This window comes from Cobetia sp. AM6, assembly GCF_009617955.1.
Taxonomy (GTDB): domain Bacteria; phylum Pseudomonadota; class Gammaproteobacteria; order Pseudomonadales; family Halomonadaceae; genus Cobetia; species Cobetia amphilecti.
Genome location: NZ_AP021868.1, coordinates 771,377 through 783,816, shown reverse-complemented (window position 1 = coordinate 783,816; position 12,440 = coordinate 771,377). Strand labels below are relative to the sequence as shown.

The 12,440-nt window shown below is 62.4% G+C and carries 7 protein-coding genes and 5 tRNA genes; 6 read left to right on the top strand and 6 right to left on the bottom strand.

All coding sequences use genetic code 11. The features are described from left to right. Positions 1 to 34: 34 nt before the first annotated feature. Both CLAM6_RS03330 and CLAM6_RS03325 read left to right on the top strand, forming a co-directional pair. Entirely contained in the window at positions 35 to 1,369 is a 1,335-nt protein-coding gene (locus CLAM6_RS03330) for a D-amino acid dehydrogenase (RefSeq protein ID WP_153635150.1), read from the top strand. An 81-nt stretch (positions 1,370 to 1,450) separates the two neighbouring features. After that, a tRNA-Met gene (locus tag CLAM6_RS03325) sits at positions 1,451 to 1,527 on the top strand. Between the two features lie 212 nt (positions 1,528 to 1,739). Here CLAM6_RS03325 and CLAM6_RS03320 read toward each other — a convergent pair. Then, on the bottom strand, positions 1,740 to 3,068 hold the full coding sequence (locus tag CLAM6_RS03320; RefSeq protein ID WP_153635149.1) for a M18 family aminopeptidase: 1,329 nt from the start codon (positions 3,066 to 3,068) through the stop codon (positions 1,740 to 1,742). 293 nt (positions 3,069 to 3,361) lie between these two features. Here CLAM6_RS03320 and CLAM6_RS03315 point away from each other — a divergent pair, with 293 nt between their 5' ends. Beyond that, on the top strand, positions 3,362 to 5,470 hold the full coding sequence (locus CLAM6_RS03315) for a carboxy terminal-processing peptidase (RefSeq protein WP_054555131.1): 2,109 nt from the start codon (positions 3,362 to 3,364) through the stop codon (positions 5,468 to 5,470). 503 nt (positions 5,471 to 5,973) lie between these two features. Here CLAM6_RS03315 and CLAM6_RS03310 read toward each other — a convergent pair. The 5 genes from CLAM6_RS03310 to CLAM6_RS03290 form a co-directional block, all read right to left on the bottom strand. Continuing rightward, a tRNA-Asn gene (locus CLAM6_RS03310) sits at positions 5,974 to 6,049 on the bottom strand. 97 nt (positions 6,050 to 6,146) lie between these two features. Continuing rightward, positions 6,147 to 6,222 (bottom strand) — tRNA-Asn (locus tag CLAM6_RS03305). Positions 6,223 to 6,300: 78 nt separating this feature from the next. After that, positions 6,301 to 6,376, bottom strand: a tRNA-Asn gene (locus tag CLAM6_RS03300). 174 nt (positions 6,377 to 6,550) lie between these two features. Continuing rightward, a tRNA-Met gene (locus CLAM6_RS03295) sits at positions 6,551 to 6,627 on the bottom strand. Positions 6,628 to 6,713: 86 nt separating this feature from the next. Continuing rightward, positions 6,714 to 7,667: a choline ABC transporter substrate-binding protein gene (locus tag CLAM6_RS03290; RefSeq protein ID WP_441303503.1), complete on the bottom strand. Its 954-nt coding sequence runs from the start codon at positions 7,665 to 7,667 to the stop codon at positions 6,714 to 6,716. 402 nt (positions 7,668 to 8,069) lie between these two features. On the opposite strand from CLAM6_RS03290, the gene betI reads away from it, so the two are divergent. The 3 genes from betI (at position 8,070) to betA (ending at position 12,264) form a co-directional block, all read left to right on the top strand. Continuing rightward, complete coding sequence (gene betI, locus CLAM6_RS03285; RefSeq protein ID WP_197738702.1) at positions 8,070 to 8,726, top strand: transcriptional regulator BetI; 657 nt, start codon at positions 8,070 to 8,072, stop codon at positions 8,724 to 8,726. After that, positions 8,719 to 10,200 carry a betaine-aldehyde dehydrogenase gene (gene betB / locus CLAM6_RS03280; protein ID WP_043335915.1) on the top strand — a complete coding sequence of 494 codons (1,482 nt, stop codon included), beginning with the start codon at positions 8,719 to 8,721 and terminating at the stop codon, positions 10,198 to 10,200. The genes betI and betB overlap by 8 nt, the downstream gene beginning before the upstream one ends. 348 nt (positions 10,201 to 10,548) lie before the next feature. Continuing rightward, positions 10,549 to 12,264 (top strand): choline dehydrogenase, encoded by a 1,716-nt coding sequence (gene betA / locus CLAM6_RS03275; RefSeq protein ID WP_153635148.1) that lies wholly within the window; start codon positions 10,549 to 10,551, stop codon positions 12,262 to 12,264. The last annotated feature ends 176 nt before the right edge of the window (positions 12,265 to 12,440 follow it).

Genomic DNA, 12,440 nt, shown 5'->3' with positions numbered 1-12,440 from the left:
ACGCAACACGACCTTCACGACCCGGGAGCCCAGCATGCAACGCCACGTGACCGTCATCGGAGGCGGCGTGATCGGCCTCGCCAGTGCCCACGCCCTGGTACGCGCCGGCCACTGCGTGACCCTGATCGACGCCCATGCCGAGGTCGCCAGTGAGACCAGCCGCGCCAATGGCGGCCAGCTGAGCTATCGCTATGTGGCGCCACTGGCCGATAGCGGCGTGCCCCGCCAGGCCATCAAGTGGTTGCTGGCAGGCAATGAGGCACCACTGAAACTGCGCCCGAATATGGACCCCGCACAATGGCGCTGGATGGCCCGCTTTGTGGCCGCCTGCAATCACCATACCCACCAGGCCAGCACTGCACAGATGCTCTCGCTGGCGCTGCACAGCCAGGCGATCATGAGCGAGTGGCGCACTCGAGATGCGCTCGGCGACTTCGCTTGGCAGCAGCGCGGCAAGCTGGTGATCCATCGTGATCCCAAGTCGCTCGACAAGGCGGCCGCCGAACGTGTCGCCCCGCAGGACCAGCAGGTGCTCGATGCGCGCCAATGCATCGCGCTGGAGCCCTCACTGGCCCATCAGCAAGCCCACCTGTCAGGCGCCATCTTCAGCGCCTCGGACGAGACAGCGGATTGCCATGCCTTCTGTCAGGCGCTGGAGCGCAAGCTGCAGGCCTCCGGGCGCTATACGCGCATCGCCAACACGCGCGTCGCCCCGCTGAGCGCACGCAACGGTCGCATCGCGCAGCTCGAGCTCAGACACCTTGATGGCCGCCGAGAATGCCTCGCCGTCGAAGAGGTCGTCATCGCGGCCGGCAATCATGCCGCCGAGCTGGTGCGCCCACTGGGCATCCACCTGCCCCTGCAGCCGCTCAAGGGTTATAGCCTCACCCTGCCACTGGCAGCTGACACCCCGGAGACGGCCGCGCCGCGCATCAGCGTCACCGACTCGGCACGCAAGGTGGTCTACGCCGATCTGGAGTCGTCGGCATCGCGTCAGCTGCGCGTCGCGGCGATGGTGGATATCGGCCAGCGGGAACGCGACAGCTTTCACCCCGAACTGGATGAGCAGCGCATTGCCGCCCTGCGCAAGCTGGCCAGCGACACCTTCCCCGAAGCCGACGATTTCGCGCAGGCCACTCCCTGGGCCGGACTGCGCCCCAGCACGCCCAAGGGGCCGCCGATCCTCGGCCGTCCCCGGCAAGCGAACAGCCCGGACAATCTGTGGCTGAACGTCGGCCATGGCAGCCTGGGTTTCACGCTGGCCTGCGCCAGTGGCGACCTCATCGCACGCGCCATCTCGCGAGAGGCTCTCCCCAGCTCTATCTCCGACAGCCTACCTGATGCCCTCGCTGCGCGGCCGGGACGCTAGCCTGATGAATTCCCTGCCACTTTTTCGCGCTGATACGTTGACAACATCACGGGCAATCCGTAATATTCGCCTCCGTTGGACGGCTACATAGCTCAGCTGGTTAGAGCACATCACTCATAATGATGGGGTCCCCTGTTCAAATCAGGGTGTAGCCACCAACCAAGATTCGAAAGGCCTGACTGCTTGCAGTCAGGCCTTTTTCGTTGGGCGCGATCCATACGCAAGACTCGCGCATCCGGCGCCCTGCGCCACAGCCCTCGAGCCAGGTCACAGGCATCAAAAAGGGCGACCCGCAGGCCGCCCTTTTCCAGGCTCGTCTTTTTACGATATTACGCTACGCGCCCGCTCTCTCAGCACAATCCGGCTCGACTCAGTCCAGCTGCTCGCGATTGCAGAAGGCTACCAGCACCTTGATCAGCATGGCGACATCGGCACTGCCGGATGTCTCACGAATCGAGTGCATGCCCCACTGCGGCAGCCCTACATCCAGAGTCGGCACCCCCACCTCGCTGGCGGTGATCGGCCCGATGGTGCTGCCACAGCCCATGTCGGCACGACTGACGAAGGTCTGCACCGGCACATCCTGCTCACGACACATCTCGCGGAACAGCCCGGCCGTGGTGCTGTTGGTGGCGTAACGCTGATTGGCATTGACCTTGATGACCGGCCCGGCATTCAACTTCGGCCCATGCCCCGCATCATGCTTGTCCGCGAAATTGGGGTGCACGGCGTGGGCATTATCGCAAGAAATCATCAAGGAGCGCTGCACGAGGCACTGATAGCCTTCTTCGCTGTCCAAGCCGACGTAGTGATTGATGCGCTTGAGCACATCGGCCAGGAAGGACCCCTGGGCACCACAGGCGCTGGCACTGCCGACTTCTTCATGATCGGTGGTGACGAACAGCGCCCCCTGACTGCCATCGGCCTCCAGCAGTGCCTCGAGACCGACGAAGCAGGACAGCAGATTGTCGAGGCGCGCACTGGTGATCAACTCACCCTTCAGCCCCGACTGCGCCGCCGGCTGCAGATCATGCAGGCCCAGCTCGAAGTCGACGACATCCGCGACCCGCACGCCGTGCTGCTCCTCGATCAGCTCGATCAACAGCGCATTGAAGGCCTCCGCGGGCGTCCCGGCCTCTTCCCCAAGCTGCATGACCACGGCTGACATCTGGGTCTGGGCATTGATGGCACGCCCGCTGTTGACGTCACGATCCAGATGGATCGCCAGGCTCGGCACGCAGGCAAACGGACGCATGACCGTCAGCAGCAGCGTCTCGCGACGACCGTCCGCATGCCGCACCTGGACACGGCCCGCAAGCCCCAGATCGCGATCGAACCAGGTGCTCAGCAACACGCCGCCATAGGTCTCGACGCCCAGCGTCAACCAGCCCTGACTGGCCTGTGCCGGATTGGGCTTCAGGCGCAGACAGGGCGAATCGGTGTGCGCACCGATCATCCGAAGTGAGCTCAGCGACGTATCACCCTTCGGGAGCTGAAAGGCGATCAACGAGGAATCATTGCGCGTGACATAGGCGCGCTCACCGGGCGCCAGCTGCCAGGAAGACGTCTCGCTGAGGCGACGATAGCCCGCCTGTTCAAGACGCTGCGCCATGGAAGCTGTCGCATGCCATGGCGTGGGAGAAGAAGACAGGAAGTCGAGCAGTGCGGGAACGCGGGAATCCGCAATCGCATGAGTCATGATGGCGTCTGGTCCTCGAAGATATATGCAAGGCACTGTATAAGAAGAAACATGATGGGGAAAACCTGTGACGACCCTTCGATGACATGACTGCCATTCAGTCACCATTCAGCGGGGCGTCGAGAAGCGCGGCATGCCAGCCAAAGCCCTGCGCTGACAGAGTTTTCACAACCCCAACGCATCAACGCCAGACAACTGTGTATGGTGCGTGAGACTGCTACAATGCCCGCTCGACCCCCTGCGGGGAGGTCGTTCAGGGAGCAGAGTGTACATGAATCGGGAGTGCTTCATTGATGAGCCTGTTCGCAAACGTCCGGCGCACGGCATTCGTTGCCCTGTGTCTTGCCATGGCCGGCCCTGCCAGTGCCGCGGTCACCCCTACTGACGCCGATGCACAGGCTGCTCGCGAAGTTGCCGAGTCTTTGCGCTATGGGCATTACGAAGATGTGACCCTGGATGACCACTGGGCCAACCGCGCCTTTACGCAATACCTCAAGACTCTCGACCCCCAGAAAGCCTATCTGCTGGATGCGGACATCAGCGAGTTCAGCGACCTGCGTCACGATTTCGACGACGCCATGGTCGATGGTGATCTCGAGCGCATCTATGGGCTCTACGAGCGCTATCAGCAACGCCTCACCGCACGCCTCACCTGGCTGGTGAAGACGCTGGACGCCAAGCCGAGCTTCGATTTCGACAAGGACGATCGCCTGGCGCTGGACCGCAAGGACAGCCCGTGGGCCGATAGCGAGCAGGAGCTCGACGAGCTGTGGCGCAAGCGCCTCAAGAATGCCTGGCTGTCGATGTCGCTGTCCGACAAGAGCGATGACGAGATCGCCAAGACGCTCAGCGAGCGCTATTCCAACCAGCTCAAGCGCATCAAGCAGACCAACGATGAAGATATTCTGACGCTGGTGATGCATGCCGTGACCGGCAGCATCGACCCGCACAGCGAATACTTCTCGCCGCGTCAGGGCGAATCCTTCGATATCCAGATGAAACTGTCGCTGGATGGCATCGGCGCCCTGCTGCAATCCGAAGGTGAATACGTCAAGGTCTCGAGTCTCGTGCCCGGCGGCCCTGCCGAGAAGGATGGCGAGCTCAAGCCGGCCGACCGCATCGTAGCCGTCGGCCAGGGTCAGGGCGACAGCGAGTGGACCAACGTGGTCGGCATGCGCCTGGATGACGTCGTGGACTTGATCCGCGGCCCGAAGGGCTCCGTCGTGCGCCTGGAAGTGATTCCGGCCCAGTCACTGGATGTCACCAAGACGCGTGAACTGGATATCACCCGCGACACCGTCAAGCTCGAGGACCAGGCTGCCAATGCCAAGGTCATCGACGTCAAGCGCGATGACGGCGTCCACAGGATCGGTGTCATTCATGTGCCCGCCTTCTATGTCGATTTCGATGCCTGGCAGGCCGGTGAAGACGACTATCGCAGCACCACCCGCGACGTGGCGCGCCTGATCGATGAACTGAAGGCCAAGCAGGTGGAAGGCATCATTCTCGATCTGCGCAATAACGGCGGCGGCGCCCTGCAGGAAGCCAATTCGATGATCGGCCTGTTCATCGATCGCGGCCCCACCGTGCAGGTGCGTGATGCACGCGGCCGTATCAGTCTCTACGGCGATACCGATGCCGGCACCCACTATGACGGCCCGCTGACCGTGCTGGTCAACCGCCTCTCGGCCTCGGCATCCGAAATCTTCGCCGGTGCGATCCAGGACTACGGCCGCGGCCCGATACTCGGCAGCCAGACCTTCGGCAAGGGCACGGTGCAGACCATCTCCTCGCTGAGCGAAGGCGAGATCAAGCTGACCCGCGCCAAGTTCTATCGCATCTCCGGCGACTCGACCCAGAACAAGGGCGTGAAGCCGGACATCGCCTTCCCCAGCGTCATCGACCCGCAGGAGATCGGCGAATCCAGCCTCGACTATGCGCTGCCCTGGGATCAGGTACGCCCGGTGAAGTATCGCCGCTACGGTGATCCGGCACGCTATCTGGCCGCATTGCGCGCCCGCCACCAGAGCCGCGTCGAACAGGACCCCAACTTCAGCTACCTGAAGAGCGAAGTCGCGCTGTCAAAGGCACTGCGCGCGCAGCAGACCAGCATCAGCCTCAATCGTGAGCAGCGCAAACGCGAGATGGATGCCCAGGAAGCCGAGCAGCTGGCACTGGAAAACAAGCGCCGTCGCGCCCTCAACCTCGAGCCACTGACAAGCTTTGCCGAACTCGATGCCGCCAGCGACCACATCTCTTCCCCCGAGAGTGATCCCGAGCAGGAAGCCGATATCGAAGAAGGCAGCAGCGACAAGGAAGCCAAGGACCCGATCGATCAGGCCCAGCTTCAGGAAAGTGCCGAGATCCTGCTCGACTACGCCCACCTCACCGGTGATCGCTAGACTCTCGTGACTCGTACCACGGCCACCGTCTGACGAAGCTGGTCGACCGCCAAGGCCCCTGCTCTCATGCAACACCGAGCGCAGGGGCTTTTTTCATGCCACAAAGAAAGTCTATGGCACGCAGCATCACGGCCGCGCGAGGCAGCAACGCGCGCACAACAACGCACAGGCAGCAACACATACGAAGCAACGACAAGACAGAAAACGTAACAGCAGAAACGGAATGGCATGCATCGCAACGCCAGGCAGCTGCCGCGCAGAGGATGACAGCAGAATGCTGTCGACGCGGGAACACGCTCTCGAGGCAGAAAGCACGAAATGCCGAAGCAGCACGAAATACCAAAGCAAGATGCGGAGCAGGAGTGGACTGACGAGCAGAACTGAGGAAGCTGGGTTTGCGAACAGAGCTCAGAAACAGGGCTTATGGTCAGAGCCAACAAGCAAAGCTCAGGCAGCGATGATGCGACCAGCAGAGAACACGAGGGGAAGCAGGGAAGTGATATTGGCTCCTCGAACAGGACTCGAACCTGTGACCCAATGATTAACAGTCATTTGCTCTACCAACTGAGCTATCGAGGAACAACAAAATATCGATCGATATCAGGGCGATATCGAAGCTGACGACGAGGAACTCATCTATCAGCGTCATTTCCGGCATTGGCAGGAAGCCTTGGATTGGCTCCTCGAACAGGACTCGAACCTGTGACCCAATGATTAACAGTCATTTGCTCTACCAACTGAGCTATCGAGGAACGACCGGAAATCCATCTGTCAGTGACATCATCATGGATGCTATCAGGCTGACATTTCAAGCATGCTGCATGTGCTATTGGCTCCTCGAACAGGACTCGAACCTGTGACCCAATGATTAACAGTCATTTGCTCTACCAACTGAGCTATCGAGGAACAACCTTGAACACGCGACGAATTATACGGAAATACTCAATGGCGTCAACCACCTTCGGCCATTCAGACCACCGCAGAACTCGCTCGATTCCTCCTGCCGGATCCACCTCCGAAAGCGCACGAAGCGACATCCAGATGTGACAAGGCCCGCACGGATGCAGGCCTTGGAATCACTGGTGGCTACACCCTGATTTGAACAGGGGACCCCATCATTATGAGTGATGTGCTCTAACCAGCTGAGCTATGTAGCCACACGACGAGGCGTATATTGCAGGTCAGGCTGCTGAATTGCAAGCACTTTTTATCAAAAGCTCAACAGACGAGCCCGACGGGCCGATCAGATCCCCAGCGATGTCTTCACCGCGGCAAGGCCAGGCTGACCCTCCACGGTCTCGACTCCCTTGAGCCAGGCCTCCAGCACCTGAGGGTTCTGCTTGAGCCAACTGGCCGCCGCATCATCCGGATCTTCGCCGCCATCCATGATGTCGCCCATCAGCTGGTTTTCCATCTCCAGGGTGAACTCGAGATTGGAAAGCAGGGCCCCGACGTTGGTGCATGCCTCGCTGTAGCCCGCGCGAGTATTGGTATACACCGTCGCACCACCCAGATTCGGCCCGAAGTAATCATCGGCCCCTTCCAGATAGCCCATCTCGAAGCGGGTATTCATCGGGTGCGGTTCCCAGCCGAGGAACACGACCCACTCCTCGGCGGCAATCTTCGACTTCACTTCCGCCAGCATGCCGGCTTCCGAGGAGTCGATCATCTCGAACTCGCCCATGCCGAAGGCGTCGTCATCGATCATGTCGGCAATGATCATGTTGCCGTCGTTGCCCGCCTCTATCCCGTAGATGCGGCCGTCGAACTTCTCGAGATTGTCGGCAAGGTCCGCCACCGAGGTCACGCCGGCATCCAGTACATACTGCGGCACCGCCAGGGTGTATTTCGCGCCCTGGAGATTGGCGCGCGGGCGATCGACCTGCCCCTTGTCGATGTAAGGGTCACTGATGGAGGCCATCGACGGCATCCAGTTGCCCAGGAAGACGTCGAAGTCATCATTCTTCATGCCGGCATAGGCGATCGGCACCGAGATGGTGTCAGAGGTCGTCTCATAACCCAGCCCCTCCAGCACGGCACGCGTCAGGGCGGTGGTGGCCGTGATGTCCGTCCAGCCAACTTCGGCGAAACGTACCGTGCGACATTCTTCCGGCACGGCGGCCTGGGCCTGATTCGCCATGACCGGCACGGCGATGACGCCCAGTGCCAACAGCACCTTACCAGGTGATCGTTTCATGCTAACCCCTTGTTTTATTGTTCGTTGTCATTCAACTCTCGAGCGTCGGCGCAACGTTCAACCTACGTTGAGATCGACATGCTGCCCCTCCATGTTCTACCGCACTGTAGCGCTTTTACCAACCGGCCTCGCCAACCCACAGTCTTGAACGCCCGCCTGTCACTGGCCGCCACCGGCCCTCGATGCCTCGCCCGCCTCCCCCTCCTGACCATCCCTGACCGCCCCACCTTGCCTCAACTTGACGCATCGGGAACCAGCCTCTACACTTTTTGTTAATTGAACGTTCAATAAAAACTTTGCGCACGACAGCATGGTGCAGCGCTCGCGGCAAACCGGTGATGATCCAGTACCATGGCCACACCAAGTGTCACACCGACCCGATATACGAAAAGGACTCCGTTGATGCCCAAAGTGGGAATGGAACCTATCCGCCGCCGCCAGTTGATCCAGGCCACCATGCAAGCCATCGATGAGGCAGGACTCGCCGACGCGACCGTGGCCCGCATCGCCCGTCACGCAGGTGTTTCCACCGGCATCATCAGCCACTATTTCGGCGGCAAGGATGGCTTGATGGAAGCCACCATGCGCCAGATTCTCACTGACCTGCGCAGCGCCGTCAGTGAGCGTCGCGCCGCACTGGCCGACGATGACGTCCGCAGCCATCTGCGCGCGGTGATCGACGGCAACTTTGACCGCAGCCAGGTCAGTCAGAGCGTCTCCAAGACCTGGCTGGCCTTCTGGGCCTCCAGCATGCACCGCATTCCGCTGGAACGCCTGCAGCGAGTCAACGACAGGCGGCTGATCTCCAATCTGTGTGCCCTGTTCCGCCGCTGCATGCCGCTGAACGAGGCACGTGATGCCGCGGCCGGACTGGCCGCCTTGATCGACGGCCTGTGGTTGCGCGGCACGCTGGACCCGACCGGCCTCGATGTCGAGCGCGCACACCGCCTCGCCTACGAATACGCTGACTACCAGCTGACACGTCACATGGCAGCATCCCTGAACGCGACAGACTCCCCCACTTCCCCTGAACCCAGTAAGGAGCGCACGCATGGCTAACGGCAACGCAAGCTTCCCGACCCAGACCCTCTACATCGGTGGCCGTCGGGTCGAGGCTACCTCCGGCGAGACCTTCGAGACCGTCAACCCGGCCACCGGCGAAGTCATCGCCGAGATCCAGCAGGCCAGCGGTGCCGACGTCGATACCGCCGTCGAAAGCGCCCTGCAGGGTCAGAAGGTGTGGGCCGCGATGACCGGCATGGAGCGTTCACGCATCCTGCGTCGCGCCGTGGACCTGCTGCGCGAGCGCAACGACGAACTGGCGCTGCTCGAGACTCTCGACACCGGCAAGCCGCTGTCCGAGACCGAAGCGGTCGACATCGTCACCGGTGCCGATGCACTCGAGTACTACGCGGGCCTCGCGCCGGCCATCGAAGGCAGCCAGATGCCGCTGCGCCAGGAAGCCTTCGTCTATACCCGCAAGGAGCCGCTGGGCGTCATCGGCGCCATCGGTGCCTGGAACTACCCGATCCAGATCGCCTGCTGGAAGTCTGCCCCGGCTCTCGCCGCCGGCAACGCCATGGTCTTCAAGCCCAGCGAAGTCACTCCGCTGAGCGCACTGAAGCTGGCCGAGATCTTCACCGAAGCCGGCCTGCCGGACGGCGTGTTCAACGTCGTGCAGGGCGATGCCCGCGTCGGCGTGATGCTCACCGAGCACCCGGATATCGCCAAGATCTCCTTCACCGGGGAAGCCGGCACCGGCAAGAAGGTCATGTCCGCGTCCGCCTCTTCCAGCCTCAAGGAAGTCACCATGGAGCTGGGCGGCAAGTCCCCGCTGCTGGTGTTCGCCGACTCCGATCTCGACCGTGCCGCCGACGGCGCCATGATGGCCAACTTCTACAGCTCCGGTCAGGTGTGCACCAACGGCACCCGCGTGTTCGTCGAAGCCAGCGTCAAGGACGCCTTCGAAGCCAAGATCGTCGAGCGCGTCGCGCGCATCAAGGCCGGCGACCCGCAGGACCGCGCCACCACCTTCGGACCGCTGGTCAGCTTCGAGCACCTGGACAAGGTCGTCTCCTATCTGGAGATCGCCAAGCAGGACGGCGCACGTCTGCTGGTCGGCGGCGAGCGCATGAGCGAAGGCGACTTCGCCAAGGGCGCCTGGGTCGCACCGACCGTCTACACCGACTGCAGCGATGACATGCGCATCGTGCAGGAAGAGATCTTCGGTCCGGTGATGTCCATCCTGTCCTTCGACAGTGAAGAGGAAGTCATCCGTCGCGCCAACGACACCACCTATGGCCTGGCGGCTGGCCTGTTCACCGAGAGCCTGAACCGCGCGCATCGCGTGATTCACCAGCTCGAAGCCGGCATCTGCTGGGTCAACACCTGGGGCGAGTCGCCGTCCGAAATGCCGGTCGGCGGCTACAAGCAGTCCGGTATCGGTCGCGAGAACGGTGTCGAGACGCTGTCTCACTACACCCAGACCAAGTCCGTGCTGATCGAGATGGGCCCGTTCGAGTCCGCCTTCTGAGCCATCATTGGCCGCAAGGCCTGATGACAGCAGCACCCTCTGGCGCCAGAGGCTGAAGTACCGGCTCTCAAGACCGGGCCTCAAGCACGACCAAGCGCCAGATGCCCCACCTGCCGGCATGTCGAACACTCGCCATGCCGGCTGCACGCCGCGTCGCTCACCAGCGCCGCGCGCAGTGCCCGAATCCCGATGAGTCGTTGAGCCCCCGATGGCAGCTTGCTGTCATGCGGTGCCCCGACGACTCACCACAGACAAGCAAACGTATCCAGCAGCCCGGCAGTGGCCACTCCCCGTCGTGAACGGGGCGTCATGTGCCCGCATGTGGCACCCGATACGAGAGGACCTTCCATGAGCCAATTCGAGCGTGAATACGACTACGTCATCATCGGCGCCGGCAGCGCCGGCAACGTGCTGGCCACCCGCCTGAGCGAAGACGCCGACGTCAGCGTGCTGTTGCTGGAAGCCGGTGGCCGCGACCACCGCTTCGACTTCCGCACCCAGATGCCCGCCGCCCTGGCGTACCCGCTGCAGGGTCAGCGCTACAACTGGGACTTCAAGACCGATCCCGAGCCGCACATGAACAACCGTCGCATGGAATGTGGTCGCGGCAAGGGTCTGGGCGGCTCCTCGTTGATCAACGGCATGTGCTACATCCGCGGCAACGCGCTGGATTACGACAACTGGGCCAAGGACCCCATCCTGGCCGACTGGAACTATCGTGAGTGCCTGCCCTACTTCCGCAAGTGCGAGACGCGCGATATCGGCCCGAATGACTACCATGGCGGCGACGGCCCGGTGTCGGTCACCACGCCCAAGCAGGGCAACAACGAGCTCTATCACGCCTTCATCGCGGCAGGCATCGAGGCGGGCTATCCGGCCACCGAAGACGTCAACGGCTACCAGCAGGAAGGCTTCGGCCCGATGGACCGCTTCGTGACCAAGGAAGGCCGTCGCGCCTCCACCGCGCGCGGCTATCTGGATACCGCCAAGAAGCGCTCCAACGTGACCATCGAGACGCGTGCCACCACCGACGTCATCCTGTTCGAAGGCAAGACGGCGGTCGGTGTGAAGTACGAGCGCAAGGGCCATGACCACCGCGTACGTGCGCGCAAGGAAGTGCTGCTGTGCGCCGGCGCCATCGCCTCGCCGCAGATCCTGCAGCGCTCCGGTGTCGGCAACCGTGAACATCTCGAGCCGCTGGGCGTGAAGATGGTCCATCACCTGCCGGGCGTGGGCGAGAACCTGCAGGACCACCTGGAGCTCTACATCCAGTACGAGTGCACCCAGCCGATCTCGCTGTATCCGTCCCTCAAGTGGTACAACCAGCCGCCCATCGGTCTGGAATGGATGCTCAAGGGCACCGGTGTCGGTGCCAGCAACCAGTTCGAGGCCGCCGGCTTCATTCGCAGCGATGACAACGAAGCCTGGCCGAACCTGCAGTATCACTTCCTGCCGATCGCGATCAGCTACAACGGCAAGAGCGCAGTGCAGGGCCACGGCTTCCAGGCGCACGTCGGGTCGATGCGCTCCCAGAGCAAGGGCCGCGTGCGCCTGACCTCACTCGATCCCAAGGCCGCGCCGTCAATCTTCTTCAACTACATGGCCGAGGAGCGTGACTGGGAAGAGTTCCGCGCCGCCATCCGCCTGACCCGCGAGATCATCGCCCAGCCCGCGCTGGACCCCTACCGCGGCCGCGAGCTGGCACCGGGCGCCCAGGCGCAGACCGACGCAGAGCTCGACGAGTACGTGCGCAACCACGCCGAGACCGCCTACCACCCGTGTGGAAGCTGCCGCATGGGCAGCGACGAGACTTCAGTGGTCGATGGTGCCGGTCGCGTGCATGGCCTCGACAACCTGCGCGTCGTCGATGCCTCGCTGTTCCCGGTCATCCCGACCGGCAACCTGAATGCGCCGACGATCATGCTGGCCGAGAAGATGGCCGACAAGATTCGTGGCCGCGCGCCGCTGCCGCCCTCCGACGCCGATTACTTCGTGATCGAACCCGGCACGCCGGCCAAGAAGCCCGCCAAGCGCAAGATCGACTCCGCTCCGATCAATGGCTAAGCACTGATCAATGACTGAGCACTGATCAACGCCAGAACCCGTGCGAGTCAACGCCTGCGACAGGTAGTCTGACCTCACGCACGCAAGCGCTATCGATCGTCCAAGGCCCCGCATTGCGGGGCCTTTTTCATGCCTGCCAGACAGCTTTCACTCAGCCCGGTCTGGCGCTCGCCGAC